Consider the following 19,941-nt stretch of genomic DNA (forward strand, 5'->3'; position numbering starts at 1 on the left):
CTCGAATTGAGGAAAAAATAAGTATGAAAAAAATTGAAGCTATTATCAAACCATTCAAATTAGATGATATTCGAGAAGCGTTAGCCGATCAAGGTATAACGGGTATGACCGTTACTGAAGTTAAAGGTTTTGGTCGTCAAAAAGGGCATACAGAACTTTATCGCGGTGCTGAATATATGGTAGATTTTTTACCAAAAGTAAAAATTGAGCTTGTAGTTTCTGACGATATTTTAGAAACGTGTATCGAAACCATTATGAAAACTGCTCAAACTGGCAAAATCGGTGATGGGAAGATTTTTGTTTATAATGTCGAGCAAGTTATTCGTATTCGTACTGGAGAAATGGATGACTCGGCAATTTAGTTAAATTTATTTGATATCAGGGCGTTCTTGTTTAAGTAATTCTACTGTGACAATACCTTGAATTGAACAAATTAGCAGATTCATATTTGCTCCTTTTTCAAGTAATAATAGCTTTTCAGTTGTATCCGGGGCAGGAATGGTTTTTACACCAACTACTGTACCGGTATTTTCATTCCATACATGTATTTCATCATTAATATTACGAATCATTGGATTAGCAATATAAAGCAAATTGTCTTCCATATTTTTCCAATCAATGAAATCCAACGTATCTTTAATTTCGTTTATATCATTGTCAATAATAAATCCCCAAAAATAATATTTCCCCATTTTTCCTAGATCCATGGCACTATCGTAATAACCTTTAATTATTAAATTTTTATAAGTCATAGGAATTTTGAAATAAGTATAGTTTTTATTGGTATCTGTACGATTTTCGACAGAAATATAAGCTTTATTCTTATCAAAGGTTTGGATATTTGTATATTTTTGCAATTCACTTTTGTTAGCATAAACTTCTTTGAAAAAATTAGGATTACAAAGAGTCAATGATTGTATTAATGCAAGTTTATCTGCAGTTGCAGCAGATGAACACAACAAAAAAAACAAAATAACAGCAATTTTGACCATGTTAATGTGAATTGACAATGATTGAAACCATATAATTCTTAGTACGTTGATTGTATAATTTTTACAACATAATAACAATGTTAAAGCATCTTTTCTTTTTAAAGAATTATTAAGATTTGTTTATTTATAATTAGTTTTATTTTAGAAACGAATATTAGAAATATAAAAATATATTTTATCAAGTATTAATCTCATTTATGTCTATTTATGGAAGATAGATCTCAAAAATATGAATTTATTAAAAAAAATAGTTTAATTATTAAATTATTTACTATAACTTAATTTAAGTAGTAAGTTAATTATGTTATTCAATTAATTAAGTTAAGTAGAGATAAATTATGAGTTCAACATTTACAAATAAAATCCTTAAGGATTTATCTTCCTTTGATGATATTTCAATCAAAACTTTTTTTGGGGGATTTAGTATTAATAGCAAAGGAGTAATGTTCGGTTGGATTGGCGAACAGGAGTTTTATTTAAGAGGTCATTCTCATTATCGATCTGTTTTTATCGAGTTAGGTATGACAACTTTAACCCTACCTTCAGGTATTTCGACAAAATCGTTAGATTATTACAAGGTAAGTGATGAATTATTTGAGGATTCACAAACATTTCATTCCATGGTTAAAATGGTTATTAAATATGCTCAGTTAGAACAAGATGAGAAACTCAAGTTAAAAAAGCAGCGAATTAAAACACTCCCTAATATAACACTATCATTAGAAAAATTACTATTTAGTGTTGGTATTACCAATATAGAAATATTTTATAAAGTAGGATATTTAGAAGCATATCACAGGATGAAAAATAAAAATTCTCGTATTTCAAATAATGTTTTATTTATTTTATATGGCTCATTGAATCATCGTCATGTTGCATCATTATCTAATGCAACTAAAAAACAGATTGAATTAGCATATGAAGATTTTTTAAAAGACAAAGAAGAAAATTAATGATTTAATTGTTAATTAATTTTGTTAACAGTTATCTTAATTATGGTTAATATTTTAAGATAACTGTATTTGATTATATTAATATATGTAAATTATATATTATTGTGTTATGTAGATGACCTTCTACGAGGTGCGCGTTTAAAAGTTTTTGGTGAGGGTAAATCAACTAATAATGCAGATGGATCATATTGACTAACGGGAATGGTATGATTAATTGCTTTTTCAATTGCCGGTAAATTTTGAGAATAACGTTCACAAGCAAGTGAAATTGAGTAACCTTCAGCCCCTGCACGTCCAGTTCTTCCAATTCTATGACGATAGTCATCACAATCATCCGGCAGATCATAATTAAAAACATGGGTAACATCAGGAATATGTAAACCACGTGCGGCAACATCCGTTGCGACTAAAATATCTAGATCGCCACGAGTAAACTGTTCTAAAATTGACAAACGTTTTTTCTGAGCAATATCGCCGGTTAATAGCCCTACACGATGACCATCTGCAATTAAATGTCGCCATATTTTTTCACAGGCCACTTTAGTGTTAGCAAATACGATGCAGCGATCGGGCCATTCTTCTTCAATAAGTGTTTGTAGTAGGGCAAGTTTATCTTCATTGGATGGAAAAAATAGCTCTTCTTTGATACGGTGACCAATTTTTTGCTCAGGCTCAACCTCAACATATTGTGGATTATTCATATGCTCAAAAGCTAATTCACGTACATTATGTGTTAATGTTGCTGAAAATAACATGGTCAATCGTTTTGAAGGGGGAGACATGTGTTTAAAAATCCAGCGAACATCGCGTATAAAACCTAAGTCAAACATACGATCGGCTTCATCCAAAACGGCAACCTGAATTGCTTCTAAATTTATATAATTTTGTTTGGCATAGTCGATTAATCGCCCTGTGGTAGCAATTAAAATATCTACGCCAGCTGATAACATTTTTAATTGTTTATCATAGCCATCACCGCCAAAAGCTAATCCTAATTTAAGACCTGTTTCTTCAGATAATACTTCTGCATCGTGATAAATTTGTACCACAAGCTCTCGAGTTGGGGCTATAATGATTGCTCTAGGTTGGTTTGCTTTATGATCCGGTAACGGTTCATGATTTAATAAATGATTAAACGTTGAGGCCAAAAAAGCAATGGTTTTACCTGTTCCTGTCTGTCCTTGCCCAGCTATATCAACTCCATTTGTTGTTAACGGTAATGTTTGTTCTTGAATTGGCGTACAATAAGTAAAGCCTTTCTTATCAAGTGCTTTTATCACTAGAGGATGCAATGGAAATTGACTAAAAGTTGTTTTGGTAAGATAAGATGGAATCATTGTGGTTTCAAATGTAATTATCAAAGTTTAAGAATTATAGCATATTAGTCATACAGACATCACTAATAATTATGTCCTATTATACTAATTACTAGTGGAAAAACAGAAAATTTATTAATATTATAAATATAAATATTTATTGGGGGATAAACAAATGAGTAATAATATTGTTTCACTTTCTGAAGCGACATTTGACAAACAAATCAATGATGCTGAAAAACCAGTATTGGTTGATTTCTGGGCCGAATGGTGTGGACCTTGTAAAATGATAGCACCAATTTTAGAAGAGGTTGCACAAGAATATGGTAATAAAGTGATCTTTGCTAAAGTAAATATTGAGGAAAATCCTAAAATAGCCCCTAAATTTAATATACGTGGAATCCCTACATTATTGATTTTCAAACATGGTAAAGTTGTTGCAACACAAGTTGGAGCCTTATCTAAAGCACAGCTTAAAAGCTTTATTGATGAGCAACTTTAATTGTGTTAAATAGTTATTACAAATAATAAGAGTAATGAAAATTACTCTTATTTTTTATTTTAAATAAATACATCTCTGTACATAAAGTATAATTAAGTATAGACATAGTACCTTTTTTAGTGTACATTGCTAACCTCTTACAAGAACTCCTTTCTGCAATCCATTGTTTTTATTGATTAAGTGGGTAAACAGTTTATATCTAAACGCATATTATCATAAGAAATTAATAATTGATTGCGTTTGTTTATTGCCAGAAAGAGGTTTTTATAAGTAAATTAAAAAATATACAAAAAATAAATAGCGGTAATTGCAAACATATCAATTTTATCCTCAAGAATTTTTAAAATTATGAATTTAACTGAATTAAAAAACACTTCTGTCTCCGAGCTTGTAACGCTTGGCGAAAAAACAATGGGTCTTGAAAATCTTGCTCGTCTTAGAAAACAAGACATTATTTTTGCAATTTTAAAGCAGCATGCTAAAAGCGGTGAAGATATTTTTGGCGATGGCGTACTTGAAATTTTGCAAGATGGGTTTGGTTTCTTACGTTCTGCCGATAGTTCATATTTAGCTGGACCTGACGATATTTATGTATCACCAAGCCAAATTAGGCGATTTAATTTAAGAACAGGTGATACAATTGCTGGTAAAATCAGACCACCAAAAGAAGGCGAACGTTATTTTGCTTTACTTAAAGTTAACGAAGTTAATCATGATAAACCTGAAGATGCTCGCAATAAAATCCTCTTTGAAAACTTAACCCCACTTCATCCAAACTCTCGATTACGTATGGAACGCGGTAATGGTTCTACTGAAGATATTACTGCTAGAGTACTTGATTTAGCTTCACCGATTGGTAAAGGTCAACGTGGTTTGATTGTCGCACCTCCGAAAGCTGGTAAAACCATGCTTCTACAAAATATTGCACAAAGTTTGGCTGTAAACCACCCTGAGTGTGAACTTGTGGTATTGATGATTGATGAACGTCCAGAAGAAGTCACTGAAATGCAACGTTTAGTAAAAGGTGAAGTAGTTGCATCAACTTTTGATGAGCCTGCTGCAAGGCATGTTCAGGTTGCTGAAATGGTTATTGAACGGGCTAAACGTTTAGTAGAACATAAAAAAGATGTTATTATTTTGCTCGATTCGATTACCCGCTTAGCTCGAGCCTATAATACGGTTGTTCCATCATCAGGTAAAGTATTAACTGGTGGTGTAGATGCAAATGCATTACATCGTCCAAAACGTTTTTTTGGTGCTGCGCGTAATGTAGAAGAAGGTGGTAGTTTAACTATTATTGCAACTGCACTGATTGATACTGGTTCAAAAATGGATGAAGTTATTTATGAAGAGTTTAAAGGTACTGGTAATATGGAGGTACATTTATCTCGTAAAATTGCAGAGCGACGTGTATTCCCTGCAATTGACTTTAATCGTTCTGGCACACGTAAAGAAGATTTAATGACTTCACCAGATGAATTACAGAAAATGTGGATTTTGCGCAAAATTCTTAACCCAATGGGTGAAATCGACGCGATGGAATTTTTAATTGATAAACTTGCCATGACTAAAACGAATGATGAGTTTTTTGAAATGATGAAGCGTTCATGATTTGCGTAATGAATACTAAATATCATTAAAGTTGCTAAAAAAGCCGTATTATATCTGATACGGTTTTTTTGTGGAAAAATATAACGTAATTTAAAAAACTTAAATAAGTTTTAGGTATTGTTAAAAAGCCTTAGTGTTTAAGGTTATATATAGATTTAATATAGGAGCCAAATCATGTCTAAACAACAAATCGGTGTTATTGGAATGGCAGTTATGGGGCGCAATCTTGCTCTCAATATTGAAAGTCGTGGATTTTCTGTTGCTATCTATAATCGTTCTAAAGATAAAACAGAACAAGTAATGGCGGAGCATTCTGATAAGCAATTGGTTCCTTACTTCACTATTGAAGATTTTGTAAATTCATTAGAAAAACCTCGCCGTATCCTTATTATGGTTCAAGCCGGTAAAGGAACAGATGCCGTTATTAATGAGTTACGTCCACTATTAGATAAAGGTGATATTATTATTGATGGCGGAAATGCGTATTTTGAAGATACCATTCGCCGAAATAAAATGCTTTCCGAAGAAGGTTTTAACTTTATTGGGGCCGGTGTTTCTGGTGGTGAAGAAGGTGCATTAAAAGGTCCTTCAATTATGCCTGGAGGTCAAAAAGAAGCATATGCATTAGTTGCACCTATTTTAGAAAAAATAGCCGCTAAAGCTAATGGTGAACCATGTGTTGCTTATATTGGTCCAAATGGTGCGGGTCATTATGTCAAAATGGCGCATAATGGGATTGAATACGGTGATATGCAGCTTATAGCTGAAAGTTATTCAGTTTTAAAACATGTTGTAGGCCTAACCAATGATGAATTAGCTAATGTTTTTTCTGATTGGAATAAGGGTGAATTAAATAGCTATTTAATTGAGATTACGGCTGATATTTTTAAATTTAAAGATGAAGAAGGCAATTATCTTGTTGATGTGATTTTAGATGCTGCAGGTAATAAAGGTACGGGTAAATGGACAAGTCAAAGTGCTTTAGATCTTGGAGAACCTTTATCATTGATAACTGAATCGGTATTTGCTCGTTATCTTTCTGCAATTAAAGATCAACGTGTGGCTGCATCGAAAGTATTAAAAGGTCCTAAACAGAATCCTTATGCTGGTGACAAGAAAGAGTTGATAGAAAAAGTGCGTAAAGCACTGTATATGGGTAAAATTATCTCCTATGCACAAGGGTTTGCACAGTTAAAAGCTGCTTCTCATAAATATCAATGGGATTTAAATTATGGAGAAATAGCCAAAATCTTTAGGGCTGGATGTATTATCCGTGCACAATTCTTGCAAAAAATTACAGATGCCTATGCAGATAATAATGAGATTGATAATTTGTTATTAGCACCTTATTTCAATCAAACTGTCGAAGTTTATCAACAGTCATTGCGTGATGTAGTCTCGTTAGCTATCCAACAAGGTATTGCGGTGCCAACGCTTTCGGCAGCTATAGCTTATTATGATAGTTATCGTTCTGCTGTATTACCAGCTAATTTAATTCAAGCACAGCGAGATTATTTTGGTGCTCATACTTATCAACGTATCGATAAAGAGGGTGTTTTCCATACTGATTGGTTAAACATTGAGTCATAATTATTTTTAATGTAAGCAATAATTTTTTTTAAAAGAGTGTAAGATTACCTTACACTCTTATAAGAATTGTTTTCTTATCATCCAATAAACTCATTCAAATTTTTTAAGCTACCTATAAAAAGACTTGTGGTGCTTGATCTTTGCTTTGTCAAGTAATTTTATTTACTAAAAAATCTGGAAAAACACAATATATGGTGTATAATTCAATTATATTTACTATATGTAGTATCATCTAAGCAATGTGAAAATTCCGGTCTATATCAAATAACGTCTAATATTCTAATAAAAAAATCAATTGTTTTAATCATTACAATTAACATGAGTATTAATATTGATATAAATCCTATGCTAACTACTATTTATTAATGAATGTTGAGGAGTATATATGCCTGTAGTAATTAAACGTGATGGTTGCCAGACCTCATTTAATGAAGGTCGAATCAGAGATGCTATCGTTAAGGCAGCAGTTGCTGCTAATGTTAATGATCCAGATTATTGTGCTGCTGTTGCCCAAGAGATTACTAAGCAAATGGCTGAGCGTGAGAGTGTCGATATTAACGAAATTCAAAACGCAGTTGAAAATCAGCTGATGTCAGGCCCTTATAAAAAGTTAGCAAGAACCTATATTGAGTATAGACATGATCGCGATCGAGAACGTGAACAACGCAGTCGATTAACTCAGGATATTCGTGGTTTAATTGAACAAAGTAATGTTGCAATCTTAAATGAAAATGCTAATAAAGATAGTAAAGTTATTCCTACGCAACGAGACTTGCTTGCGGGGATTGTGGCAAAGCATTACGCTAAACAATATCTATTACCTAAAGAAATTTCACGAGCCCATGATTGTGGTGAAATTCATTATCATGATCTCGATTATGCACCATTTTTCCCGATGTTTAACTGTATGCTAATCGATTTAGATGGTATGTTAACAAATGGCTTCAAAATGGGTAATGCTGAAATTGAACCGCCAAAATCAATTGCAACGGCTACGGCAGTAACAGCGCAAATTATTGCTCAAGTTGCTAGTCATATTTATGGTGGAACAACTATAAATCGTATTGATGAAATTTTAGCTAAATTTGTCACTATCAGTTATCAAAAACATAAACAAGTAGCAGAAGAATGGAATATTTCAAATCCAGAAGCTTATGCTGAAAGTCGTACTCAAAAAGAGTGTTATGATGCTTTTCAATCTTTAGAATATGAGGTTAATACTTTACATACTGCTAATGGTCAAACTCCATTTGTTACTTTTGGCTTTGGTCTAGGGACAAGCTGGGAGTCACGCTTAATTCAAGAGTCAATTCTTAAAGTTCGTATAAAAGGTTTAGGTAAAAATCATAAAACGGCTGTTTTTCCAAAATTAGTTTTTGCAATTAAAGATGGAATTAATCATAAACCAAACGATGTAAATTATGATATTAAGCAACTTGCATTAGAGTGTGCAAGCAAACGTATGTACCCAGATATATTAAATTACGATAAAGTCGTTGAAGTTACTGGTTCATTCAAAACGCCAATGGGATGTCGAAGCTTTTTAGGTGTTTATGAAGAAGATGGTCATAAAATTCATGACGGTCGTAATAATTTAGGCGTAATTAGTTTAAATCTTCCACGTATTGCAATTGAAGCGCATGGCGATGAATCGCAGTTTTGGAAAATTTTAGATAACCGTTTAGCTCTATGCAAAAAGGCCTTAATGACACGTATTGCTCGTTTAGAAGGGGTTAAAGCCCGTGTCGCACCTATTTTATATATGGAAGGCGCTTGTGGTGTGCGACTAAAAGAAGATGATAGCGTGTCTGAAATATTCAAAAATGGTCGTGCTTCTATTTCATTAGGCTATATCGGTATTCATGAAACTCTAAATGCACTTTATGGTAATCAAACTCATCCATTTGATAATGAAACTTTACGTCAAAAAGGTATTGCCATTGTTGAACATTTACGTAAAGCAGTAGAACAATGGAAAGATGAGACTGGTTATGGTTTTAGCTTGTACAGTACGCCAAGCGAAAATTTGTGTGATCGTTTCTGTAGACTTGATACTGCTGAGTTTGGCATCATTTCTGGTGTCACTGATAAAGGTTATTATACAAACAGTTTTCATCTTGATGTTGAGAAAAAAGTTAATCCATACGAAAAAATTGAGTTTGAGAAAGCTTATCCACCAGTAGCAAATGGCGGATTTATCTGTTATGGAGAATATCCTAATATGATAAATAATATTAAAGCATTAGAAGATGTTTGGGACTATAGCTATAGCCGAGTACCTTACTATGGCACTAATACACCTATTGATGAGTGTTATGAATGTGGTTATACGGGTGAATTTTCTTGCACCAGTAAAGGCTTTGTTTGCCCAAGTTGTGGTAATCATGATTCATCTAAAGTCTCAGTAACTCGTCGTGTTTGTGGTTACTTAGGTAGTCCTGATGCCCGTCCATTTAATGCTGGAAAACAAGAAGAAGTCAAACGTCGAGTTAAACATTTAAATAATGGTCAAATTGGTTAATCATTGTTTTAAAAAATATGAATTATCATCGCTATTATCCTGTTGATGTTGTAAATGGCGAAGGAACCCGTTGTGTACTTTTTGTTGCTGGCTGTGAACATCAATGTCCGGGTTGTTATAACAAAAGTACATGGGGAGTTAATTCAGGTTCGCCGTTTACACAATCACTTGAAGATCAAATCATTAAAGATTTACAAGACACAGAAATAAAACGTCAAGGATTATCGCTTTCTGGCGGTGATCCTTTACATCCAAAAAATGTTCCTGCAATATTAAAACTTGTTAAACGTGTTAAATCTGAATGTGATAACAAAGATATTTGGTTATGGACAGGGTATAAACTTGATGAATTAAGTGCCGATCAGCAAGAAGTTGTATCTTATATTGATGTGCTAATTGATGGTAAATTTGTTCAAGAACTAGCTGATCCTCGACTATTATGGCGAGGAAGCAGCAATCAAATCATTTATCGTTTTAAGTAAAGCTTTAGAATTATTGTTGTGATTTATGTAAATTTAAAAGATAAGAAATTGCTTCTCGATAATTAATTTCGAGATTTTCACTACTAGATGATGTGATATGTAAATCTGTAATTTTGCCATTATCAATACCATAAACCCAGCCGTGTAAATTTGCTCTTTGACCGCGTTGCCATGCTGATTGAATAATTGTTGAATGGCCTAAATTATAAACTTGTTCAATAACGTTAAGTTCACACAAAATATCTAATCTGATATCTGGTGGAAACTCACCAATAAGAGAACTATTACGAAACCATAAATCACGAATATGCAGCAACCAGTTATTAATTAATCCTATGTCAGGGTTTTCAACTGCAGCTCGTATTCCACCACATCCTAAATGTCCACATACTATAATATCTTCTATTTTAAGCACATCGACGGCATATTGCACAACAGATAGACAATTAAGATCTGTATGAATAACCAAATTACCGACATTTCGATGAACAAACAATTCGCCGGGTTTTAGCTTAATTAATTTTTCAGCAGGAACTCGGCTATCTGAACAACCAATCCATAAAAATTTTGGATTTTGTGCAATGGCAAGTTGTTTAAAAAATTCGGGATCTTCTTGCTCTATTTTTTCTGACCATTCGTGATTAAAACGGATTAAATCATTAACATCAAACATGGCAACTATTCCTTATTTTTTAGATATTTATTATTATTCAGTTATTTAATTGGTATAAATTCTACACTAATTAATTCGTTTTTATATGTTGAATCTTACTTTTCATAATAAGTTTTCGCCAAATTGGAGTAGTTAATATTTTGGCTTTAATAATCTTGCTATATAGTTTAAGGCGTAGTGGTATTGTTTTTTGATAATATCGCTTATTTGGCTTCGGTTGACCACTATTTAATATTTTGCTTAAAATTTCAGCACTGTCAAGTGCATAACTGATTCCCTCTAAAGAACTTGCACTAATAAATCCTGCCGCTTCACCTATTAAAAATATATTTTCATTGCCAGTATAAAAGTCACGGAAACGATTAGGATAGATAACTAAACATTTTTCAGCTTTCACTGGCTCACCAAAGATAAAACCTTGTTGTGTTAATTTTTGTTTTAATTGCTCAAAATGTTTATTGGCATTTTTTTTAGGAAATGCTCCACCAAGTATAAAATAGCCATCTTTAGACAAACTCCAAGCATAGCAATTGGTTAATTGGTTATCAAAAATACAAGAATAAAAAGGATTTGGGTGTTTTTCAGTAAACCATTGTTGAATTGCTACATATTGTCTGATGGAATGATTGGGATAGCGCATTCGTCTAACAACTGAATTTGCACCATCAGCACCAATTACATATTGAGCGGTAACATTCTGTTCTATTTGATTTTCATCGACAAAAGTAATTTGATAACCATCAATGATTCTTCTTACTTCTTTACACAGAGTGTTATGTAAAACTGTAACTGTGGTAGGAATAAGTGACTTTAACCATAGATCAAACTTATGTCTATCAAAACTAATATAGCTACGTTGATAGTTACGGACTAATTTAGTTTGTAAATCTATAGTTTTGACACTGAAAATTTGTGGATTGGTTAAAATATCAGTTGGAATATTTAATTTTTGTCTAATGAAAGATTTTTGAGCATCGTTTGCCAATAATCCTCCACAAGGTTTATGAAAACCTTTATCACCAGTTTGATATTTTTTATCTAAAGCAATAATCTTAAAAGATGGGTTAAGTAAACGCGCTAACGTACTACCTGCAGGGCCAAGACCAATGATTGCAATATCGTAATCCATATTATTATATTACTTACTCAATAAATTTAAAAAAGCTTGTCATATTATCATATATAAAATAAAAAATGACTATTATGGTTATACTCTTGCTAATTTTGGTTTTTGTAAAGATCTTTCAGGTTAACTATACGTTTGAGTATAAAAAAGATGGTCAAATCACCAATAAAAGAAATTATTTTTTATTGTGTTAAACATCTTCTAATTTTTAGCTAGCAATAGTTTTTAAAAATTCTTGATTCAAATCATCAAATGGCAAAATACGACTAATTACGACTAATCGAGATATTTTTTCAGAAGGATCTTGCCATGAAGAACCATAATCGAAACCAACAACTTTATGTACTCCTTGAACAATCAAACGTTGCGGGTTATCTTTAATCGCTAATACACCTTTATACCGTAACATGTCATTACCATATTGCTCAACCAAGTTTTCCACAAATGAACCTATCTTTTTCAAATCAAGTTCACCAGCTTCAAAAAGATAGGAGCAAATATTATCTGTCCATGATTGAGTTTGATTTTGTAATGGAAGAATTTTAAAGTTAGTTTCAATTTTTTTTAATGGATTGACAACAAAAAAACCTTTATTAATGATTAAATCATCATTTAAATCGAATGAATGAATATCAATCCATTGTGATTTTGGTATTTGTCCATTTATCGCAACAATGATTGCAGCTTTATTATTAATTTTATTAATTCTACTAATAATCTCATTTTTTTGCTGTTCATTTACACAGTCGGTTTTAGTAACGATAATTCGATCAGCAAATCCAATCTGTGAAAGCGCTACTCGATGTTCATTTAAGTGTTGCAAAATATGTTGAGCATCAACTAAGGTAATAATAGCATCAAGTTTAATCGTTTCACGAATCAAGTCGTCAATAAAAAATGTTTGAATAATTGGGGCCGGATCGGCAAGTCCTGTTGTTTCAATAATAAGACGATCAAATGTTAATTCACCAGCTATGCGCTGGGCATGTAATTTATGAAGCGCATCGGTAAGCTCACCTTGTACGGTGCAGCAGATGCAACCATTGGTCATCTCAACAATTTGAATATCGCAATGGGTATTTAATAAATCGCTATCAAGATTTATTTGACCAAATTCATTTTCAATAATGATTATTTTTTCGTTACGATTATTTTCTAATAAATAATTGATTAATGTCGTTTTACCTGAACCGAGAAATCCTGTTAATAAAGTAACAGGTAGCGGTTGTAAAATAATTGGGTTTGTCATTTGTTATCTCTAAATTTTAGCAACATTTAAATCCACCTTTACCACCATAACGTGCATCTTGTCTTTCTTTAAAAAATTCCTCATAAGTCATAGGCGTTTGTTCAGGATGGGTTAGTTTCATGTGTTGAACATAATTATCATAATCAGGGATTCCGACCATAAGCTTAGCAGCTTGGCCGAGATATTTTCCTGCTTTGGCAAGTGAATCGAACATGTTATATCTCTTAATTATTTTGAATAAGAATATTAGAAGTTCTAATTTTTTCTCGTAAGCGACTGTATTAATAATTAACACATTTTCAATATAAGGTGCTATCAAAATTGAGTCAATCCTTGATTTTAAGTAATTTATAACATTACATAAAAAACGACAATATTATTGAATAATAATCGATAAAATTTTTCCTAAACTCTTTTAATGAATTAAATATATTTTACTAAATTGATTTATATATTATTAAATAACTTTTATAATATTAACCAATTTATTATTTATTAGAGTTTTATAATGGAAAAGTTTCTCCTTAAAGGTCCAACTTCTTTAAACGGTGAAGTTATTATTTCAGGTGCTAAAAACGCGGCTTTGCCTATATTATTTGCGGCTATTTTAGCTGAAAAGCCTGTAGAGCTAAAAAATGTACCTAAATTAAAAGATATTGATACTACACTAGAGCTATTAAGTCAGTTAGGTGTGAAATGTCAACGCAATGATTCTGTCCACCTTAATGCGGCTCATCTTAATAATTATTGCGCACCTTATGAACTGGTAAAAACTATGCGTGCTTCCATTTGGGCGTTGGGACCGTTGGTTGCCCGTTTTGGTCAAGGTCAGGTTTCATTACCTGGCGGTTGTGCGATTGGTGCAAGACCTGTTGATCTTCATATTACTGGGCTTCAACAATTAGGTGCAACAATTGTTTTGGATGAAGGATATGTTAAAGCTACTGTAGATGGTCGATTAAAAGGCGCTCATATTGTTATGGATAAAGTGAGTGTTGGCGCTACAGTGACGATTATGTCTGCTGCAACTTTAGCCGAAGGTAAAACGGTAATTGAGAATGCAGCATGTGAGCCAGAAATTGTTGATACAGCTAAATTCTTAAATATGCTTGGTGCTAAAATTACTGGTGCTGGAACAATGCGTATTGAAATTGAAGGTGTTGAAAGTTTAGGTGGTGGTACGCATGAAATTGTTTCAGATCGAATTGAAACTGGAACTTTTTTAGTAGCTGCTGCTATTTCAAAAGGAAAAATTACTTGTCGTAAAACTGATCCAAACCTGCTTGATGCTGTCATATCAAAATTAAAAGAAGCGGGTGCACATATTGAAGTCGGTGACGATTGGATTTGTTTAGATATGCAAAATAAACGAGCAAAAGCTGTAAATATTCATACTGCCCCACATCCCGGTTTTCCTACAGATATGCAAGCACAATTTTCATTATTAAATATGGTTGCTGAAGGTACTGGAATTATTAAAGAAACGATTTTTGAAAATCGATTTATGCATGTGCCAGAATTAATTCGTATGGGTGCTAGAGCAGAAATTGAAGGTAATACACTAATTACTCATGGCGTAGAAAAACTCAGTGGTACACAAGTAATGGCGACAGATTTACGGGCGTCAGCAAGTTTAGTGTTGGCTGGTTGTATTGCAGAAGGTTCTACAATTGTTGACCGTATTTACCACATTGATAGAGGTTATGACAATATTGAAGAAAAACTAAGAAGTTTAGGAGCCAATATTGAAAGGGTGAAATAAAATTCATCATAATTAAAACTTAAATAAGTTATTTATTGGTTGAAAGGAGTACAATAATGATGAAACAAGCACTAGTTTTTTTATCTGAAGGTTGTGAAGAAACAGAAGCCGTATCAACAATTGATTTACTCACCAGAGCTGACATTAAGGTCATAACTGCTAGTATTTCAAATTGTTGTGAAGTTAAATGTTCTCGTGGAGTAATAATTTTAGCCCAAAAAACTATTTCAGAAATTCAAAATGAAAATTTTGATGTGGTTATTTTACCTGGTGGTGTGAAAGGAGCAGAAAATTTTCGAGATTGTTTGTTATTAATCGAAATATTGAAAAAAACTCATCAAGCTGGGGGTGTTATAGCGGCAATTTGTGCTTCTCCTGCAATAGTTCTGCAACATCACAATTTATTTCCAAATGCATATATGACAGGTTACCCATCTACTAAAAGTGCATTTAAACTTTGGAAAACGGATAGAGTATATTTTGATGAGCAAAATAAAGTTATTACTAGTCAAGGTCCTGCGACATCAATTGATTTTGCTTTAAAAATTATTGATGTTTTGGTCGGGCAAAAAAAGGCCGCTGAGGTTGCTCAGCAATTAGTCCTTCCAATGGGAGTTGAATCCTATCAATAAAAAGGTACCAAATGTCAAATTCACATTTGTACGAAAAATTAGTTAAAAGAGCAACATTAATTGCTGTTTTAACATCTATCTTTCTAATTTTTATAAAATTTATTACCTGTTGGATAACAGGTTCAATAAGTTTATTTGCATCATTGTTAGACTCAAGTATTGATTTACTTGCTTCTGGTCTTAATTTCTTTTTGGTACGTTATGCTTTAAAACCAGCTGACGATGATCATACCTTTGGTCATGGTAAAGCTGAATCACTTGCAGCGCTAGCGCAAAGTACATTTATTATAGGTTCGGCGACAATTTTATTACTTTCAAGTATTAAGTCTATTGTTCATCCTAGTGAACTACAAGCACCATTGTTGGGAATTACTGTTTCTGCCATATCTACGGTAATTACTTCTATACTTGTTTTATACCAAAGACATGTTGTAAAACTTACTCAAAGTAAGGCCATTCAAGCTGATATGCTACATTATTCTTCTGATATGTTAATGAATATTGCAGTTATCATTGCTCTCTTTTTAAGCTGGTATGGAATTTCTTTTGCAGATGCTGCATTTGCATTCTTGATTGCTTTATATATTTGTTATAATGCTTATAAGATTTCTTACAATGCGATACAGGATTTACTTGATAGAGCATTACCAGAAAGTGATAACGAGAAAATTGCTAATATTGTTGAATCATATCCGAATGTTCATGGTTTTCATGATTTAAAAACTAGGCAAGCTGGCCCCATAAAATTTATTCAATTGCATATAGAACTTGATGATAATATGCCTTTAGTTAAAGCACATGCTATAGCTGATTCAATAGAAAAGCATATTGCTGAGATCTTTTCTCCTGCAACAGTAATTATTCATCAAGATCCAATTTCTGTTGTACCAATTGAAACGACACGGTAGAAAAAAACACCAAAATACCTTTTATCATCTATTGTTAGAAATCTGTTAAGACTCTATAATAATCAAAAGTTAATTATTAGGAGTTATTTTCTATGATAAAAAAAATAGGTATTTTAACTAGTGGTGGTGATGCACCAGGGATGAATGCAGCCATACGAGGAGTAGTTAGAACTGCTTTAACGGAAGGGTTAGAAGTTTTTGGTATTTATGATGGTTACTTAGGTCTTTGTGAAGATCGAATTACTAAGTTAGAACGTTCTAGTGTGTCAGATATCATTACTCGTGGTGGTACATTTCTCGGTTCTGCTAGATTCCCAGAATTTAAAGATAAAGCAGTAAGACAAAAAGCTATTGAAAATTTGAAAAAACATCAAATTGATGCTTTAGTCGTGATTGGTGGTGATGGTTCTTATATGGGGGCTATGCGTTTAACAGAAGAAGGTTTCCCATGTATTGGTTTACCAGGTACCATTGATAATGATATTCGCGGAACCGATTATACGATTGGTTATTTCACCGCACTAAGTACTGCTGTTGAAGCTATTGATAGATTACGTGATACCTGTTCTTCACACCATAGAATATCTGTGATTGAAATTATGGGGCGAGATTGTGGTGATTTAACATTAAATGCTGCAGTGGCTGGTGGTTGTGAATTCATGATTATTCCAGAAATGTCTTATACGAAAGAAGATTTAATCGAAGAAATTAAATTAGGTTTTGCAAAAGGTAAAAAACATGCAATTGTAACCGTTACAGAGCATATGTGTGATGTTAACCAGCTTGCAGCAGACATTGAAGCAGCTGTTCACCATGAGACTCGTGCAACAGTATTAGGTCATGTTCAACGAGGTGGTTCTCCTGTTCCTTACGATCGTATTTTAGGTTCACGCATGGGTGCTTATGCTGTTGAATTATTACAACAAGGTCATGCAGGAAGATGTGTAGGCGTTCAAAATGGTAAATTGGTACATCATGATATAATCGACGCTATTAATAATATGAAGCGTCCATTTGATGTAGATCTTTATAATACTGCAAAACGTTTATTTTAGTTATTAATATTATGTCGATTAAATAATCTACATAACTATAAATAATTATAAAACATTTTTAAGAATTGAATGATTGATAGAACGCATTTTCAATCATTCATTTATTAAATTTTTTCTTAATGTTCAGCTAATTTACATACTATCAATAAACTTAATTTATCTTTTTGATAATAATTTTATATTCACTTATTGATATGTATTTTTTTATTCAGTTTATTAAATTTCAAATTCCAAATAATAGTTTAAATAGCAGGAAAACATTATGTCATTGAGTTATTTAGAAGATAACGAACGCTTTTATGTCTGTGATACAAATAATAAACAGATAGCCGAGATGACTTTTACTCGAATAGGAGAGAATCAAGCTACTATCAATCACACTTACATAGATCCCGATTATCGAGGTCAAGGTATTGCTGAGAAATTATTAGATCTTGTTGTAAAAAAGTTACAACAAGAAAACCGTAAAATTATTCCTATTTGCTCTTTTGCTATTAAAAAATTGAACAAATAAAATTAAATCTACTAATTTAAATAATTTACAGATTTTAATTAACAAATTGTCAAGTTTTATTTTAAATATTATTTTTTTAAATGTTAGTTCCAGTTATTTGAATATGTGGTAATGTATAACTATATATATCTTAGCATAGTATTTTGATTTTAAGATGGAATCTGCCAAACCTCAAAAAATTTATTCTATTCACATATTGCGCGGTGTTGCAATTATTATGATTGTTTTTAGCCACTGTTTAGGTGTGTTTAAAAACTCTAGTCTAATTGCGAATAGTTATTTATTCTCTTTTTTAAATTTGTTTGCATTTAATTTCACAACTTTTTTTGTGTTAATTGCTGGATTTTTGTTTCAACATTTGACGTACAAATATGATACTAAAACATACTATTTATCAAAATTTAAAACAGTAGTATGCCCTTATATTTCAGTGTCTATTTTTTGTTTTTTCTTTTATCACTATCAATATCTATCGGGATTACCATGGTACTCCTCAACTGAACCTAGCATTATCAGCTCAATAATTAAAATGATGTTAACTGGCACGCAGCTTTTACCTTTGTGGTTTATGCCAATGATAATTATTGTATACCTAATGGGACCACTTCTTTTTTATTGGTCGAAAAAGAATTTAATTGTGGCAGGTCTAATAGCTATGTTTTGGGTGGTAATGTTTACCAAACCTGATTTTACAAAGCCACTTCTAAACTTGTTACATTATGGTCCAGTTTATTTAATTGGTATGATGCTTAAACAAAATTATGAAACTATTATGAAGTCTGTGAAAGATAACTTGTTATTAATTATCCTTCTTTTCGGTTTATGTTTTTTTATTCCATTTGCCTATCGTTATATGGATTATTTTGGTATTCAAAATCTTTATTTTGATACTTTGCAAAAAATTATTTTATTTATACTCGCCCTTTATTTTTTAGATGGATTAAATCATAAAGTTAATGAAGGAAAGATTTATAAATTCTTTTCCTATATGGCAAACGTAAGTTTTCCTATCTATTTTATTCATGAAATTATAGTTATAGAACTTGAGCGTCAGCTTTATATGTCACCAATGGGTGATATTATTAAGACAAGTAATGGTGAATTAGCATCATTAGGGGCAATTAGCTTTTTAGTTTCAACTTTAGTGATAAGTGTCATCATTGCTAACATAATAAAATTAGTTTTCAAAGACAAAGCAAAATATCTTATTGGGGGAATGCGTTAAAACAGGTTTAATAAACTTCCAACGTTAACCGTTTTAAAATAAATGTCCGAGTCCATTAGATAAGAAAATATCTGAAGCTTATTATATATTGAATATTATTTTCAGATTAGCAGAAAAAACTACCACCCATTAATTATCACATGGGTGGCACTTAATCTTTCCAAAAATAATTTTTTTACTGATTGTAATAAAACTATCCTATTAACCAATTTAGTATCATTATATAAATCTTGATAAGAAAAACTTTAAGCATTGAATAATGTAAAACATGGTCAGTTTAATAACCAGAGCATTAAAAAATAACGTTCTTATACAATTTTAGTCGATTAAATGCTTTTCTACTAAAAACTACAAAAGCCTAGTAGTCATCTAATCTTTTCGTTCTATTATTTATCTTGAAAATTAGAAAAATGCGTGCACAGCTAAATTTTACTTGGTTTGTGTGTGTAAAATCATGTTTTTTATTGTTTAATTTTCATTTTTATTACTAGTTTGAAAGGTTTTCTATAAAAGAATTAGGCCAAAAAAAATGCAAACAGAAAAAAAATAGCAATAAACACTTGCAGTAAAATTTAAAGTGCCTATAATGCGCATCCACTGACACGGCGTCAGCGATAAGCAGACGAAAAAGGTGTGAGTGAGCAAGGTCAAAAATTTTGAAAAAAGATCTTGACGAATAAAAAGGTGTAGCGTAGTATACGCATCCCTTGAGACAGCAAACTGAGCGATAAGCTTAGTTAACTTAAAAAAGCTGTCAGCTCTTTAAAAAGAAGAAACAGACAATCTGTGTGGGCACTTGCGAGACGAAAGATTAAAGTCTACGGACTAAA

Annotated in this window: 19 protein-coding genes; 13 read left to right on the forward strand and 6 right to left on the reverse strand. The window is 32.0% G+C overall.

Features of this window, described 5'->3' with window-relative positions:
* Positions 1-23: 23 nt before the first annotated feature.
* Entirely contained in the window at positions 24-362 is a 339-nt protein-coding gene (gene glnB, locus H3S88_RS03785) for a nitrogen regulatory protein P-II (RefSeq protein WP_039126013.1), read from the forward strand.
* Positions 363-368: 6 nt separating this feature from the next.
* On the opposite strand, the gene H3S88_RS03790 is transcribed toward glnB, so the two are convergent.
* Complete coding sequence (locus tag H3S88_RS03790; RefSeq protein WP_198227506.1) at positions 369-1,010, reverse strand: hypothetical protein; 642 nt, start codon at positions 1,008-1,010, stop codon at positions 369-371.
* A gap of 320 nt (positions 1,011-1,330) precedes the next feature.
* Between H3S88_RS03790 and H3S88_RS03795 the strand changes: the two genes are divergently transcribed.
* Positions 1,331-1,945, forward strand: coding sequence for a TfoX/Sxy family protein (locus tag H3S88_RS03795; RefSeq protein WP_198227504.1), 615 nt, complete (start codon positions 1,331-1,333; stop codon positions 1,943-1,945).
* 107 nt (positions 1,946-2,052) lie between these two features.
* Here the strand turns inward: H3S88_RS03795 and rhlB are convergent, their stop codons facing one another.
* A complete protein-coding gene (gene rhlB, locus H3S88_RS03800; protein ID WP_198227502.1) occupies positions 2,053-3,282 on the reverse strand; it encodes an ATP-dependent RNA helicase RhlB in 1,230 nt (409 codons plus the stop codon).
* 154 nt (positions 3,283-3,436) lie between these two features.
* Here rhlB and trxA point away from each other — a divergent pair, with 154 nt between their 5' ends.
* The 5 genes from trxA to nrdG all read left to right on the forward strand — a co-directional run bounded on the left by trxA (position 3,437) and on the right by nrdG (position 9,967).
* Positions 3,437-3,763 carry a thioredoxin TrxA gene (gene trxA, locus H3S88_RS03805; protein ID WP_198227500.1) on the forward strand — a complete coding sequence of 109 codons (327 nt, stop codon included), beginning with the start codon at positions 3,437-3,439 and terminating at the stop codon, positions 3,761-3,763.
* Positions 3,764-4,111: 348 nt separating this feature from the next.
* Entirely contained in the window at positions 4,112-5,374 is a 1,263-nt protein-coding gene (rho, locus tag H3S88_RS03810; RefSeq protein ID WP_065565045.1) for a transcription termination factor Rho, read from the forward strand.
* Between the two features lie 174 nt (positions 5,375-5,548).
* Positions 5,549-6,964 (forward strand): NADP-dependent phosphogluconate dehydrogenase, encoded by a 1,416-nt coding sequence (gene gndA, locus H3S88_RS03815; protein ID WP_198227498.1) that lies wholly within the window; start codon positions 5,549-5,551, stop codon positions 6,962-6,964.
* A gap of 385 nt (positions 6,965-7,349) precedes the next feature.
* Positions 7,350-9,485, forward strand: coding sequence for an anaerobic ribonucleoside-triphosphate reductase (gene nrdD, locus H3S88_RS03820; RefSeq protein ID WP_086326909.1), 2,136 nt, complete (start codon positions 7,350-7,352; stop codon positions 9,483-9,485).
* A gap of 17 nt (positions 9,486-9,502) precedes the next feature.
* On the forward strand, positions 9,503-9,967 hold the full coding sequence (gene nrdG, locus H3S88_RS03825) for an anaerobic ribonucleoside-triphosphate reductase-activating protein (RefSeq protein ID WP_039126027.1): 465 nt from the start codon (positions 9,503-9,505) through the stop codon (positions 9,965-9,967).
* A gap of 10 nt (positions 9,968-9,977) precedes the next feature.
* On the opposite strand, the gene can is transcribed toward nrdG, so the two are convergent.
* The 4 genes from can to H3S88_RS03845 all read right to left on the reverse strand — a co-directional run bounded on the left by can (position 9,978) and on the right by H3S88_RS03845 (position 13,229).
* Complete coding sequence (can, locus tag H3S88_RS03830) at positions 9,978-10,640, reverse strand: carbonate dehydratase (protein ID WP_198227496.1); 663 nt, start codon at positions 10,638-10,640, stop codon at positions 9,978-9,980.
* 70 nt (positions 10,641-10,710) lie between these two features.
* The gene (locus tag H3S88_RS03835) at positions 10,711-11,769 is read right to left on the reverse strand and encodes an FAD-binding protein (RefSeq protein ID WP_198227494.1); all 1,059 of its coding nucleotides are present in this window, start codon (positions 11,767-11,769) and stop codon (positions 10,711-10,713) included.
* Positions 11,770-11,974: 205 nt separating this feature from the next.
* Complete coding sequence (locus tag H3S88_RS03840; RefSeq protein ID WP_198227492.1) at positions 11,975-13,015, reverse strand: GTP-binding protein; 1,041 nt, start codon at positions 13,013-13,015, stop codon at positions 11,975-11,977.
* 16 nt (positions 13,016-13,031) lie between these two features.
* The gene (locus H3S88_RS03845; RefSeq protein ID WP_025314505.1) at positions 13,032-13,229 is read right to left on the reverse strand and encodes a YbdD/YjiX family protein; all 198 of its coding nucleotides are present in this window, start codon (positions 13,227-13,229) and stop codon (positions 13,032-13,034) included.
* A 294-nt stretch (positions 13,230-13,523) separates the two neighbouring features.
* Between H3S88_RS03845 and murA the strand changes: the two genes are divergently transcribed.
* The 6 genes from murA (at position 13,524) to H3S88_RS03875 (ending at position 19,111) form a co-directional block, all read left to right on the forward strand.
* On the forward strand, positions 13,524-14,777 hold the full coding sequence (gene murA, locus H3S88_RS03850) for a UDP-N-acetylglucosamine 1-carboxyvinyltransferase (protein ID WP_198227490.1): 1,254 nt from the start codon (positions 13,524-13,526) through the stop codon (positions 14,775-14,777).
* 56 nt (positions 14,778-14,833) lie between these two features.
* The gene (locus tag H3S88_RS03855) at positions 14,834-15,409 is read left to right on the forward strand and encodes a DJ-1 family glyoxalase III (protein ID WP_198227488.1); all 576 of its coding nucleotides are present in this window, start codon (positions 14,834-14,836) and stop codon (positions 15,407-15,409) included.
* Positions 15,410-15,420: 11 nt separating this feature from the next.
* On the forward strand, positions 15,421-16,317 hold the full coding sequence (locus H3S88_RS03860) for a cation diffusion facilitator family transporter (RefSeq protein WP_198227486.1): 897 nt from the start codon (positions 15,421-15,423) through the stop codon (positions 16,315-16,317).
* Positions 16,318-16,409: 92 nt separating this feature from the next.
* Complete coding sequence (gene pfkA, locus H3S88_RS03865) at positions 16,410-17,372, forward strand: 6-phosphofructokinase (RefSeq protein ID WP_039126051.1); 963 nt, start codon at positions 16,410-16,412, stop codon at positions 17,370-17,372.
* A gap of 262 nt (positions 17,373-17,634) precedes the next feature.
* Positions 17,635-17,886, forward strand: coding sequence for a GNAT family N-acetyltransferase (locus tag H3S88_RS03870; protein ID WP_198227484.1), 252 nt, complete (start codon positions 17,635-17,637; stop codon positions 17,884-17,886).
* Positions 17,887-18,040: 154 nt separating this feature from the next.
* Complete coding sequence (locus H3S88_RS03875) at positions 18,041-19,111, forward strand: acyltransferase (protein ID WP_198237258.1); 1,071 nt, start codon at positions 18,041-18,043, stop codon at positions 19,109-19,111.
* Positions 19,112-19,941 lie beyond the last annotated feature (830 nt).

The sequence above is a fragment of the Gilliamella sp. B14448G11 genome (assembly GCF_016101765.1).
Lineage (GTDB): Bacteria > Pseudomonadota > Gammaproteobacteria > Enterobacterales > Orbaceae > Gilliamella > Gilliamella apicola_N.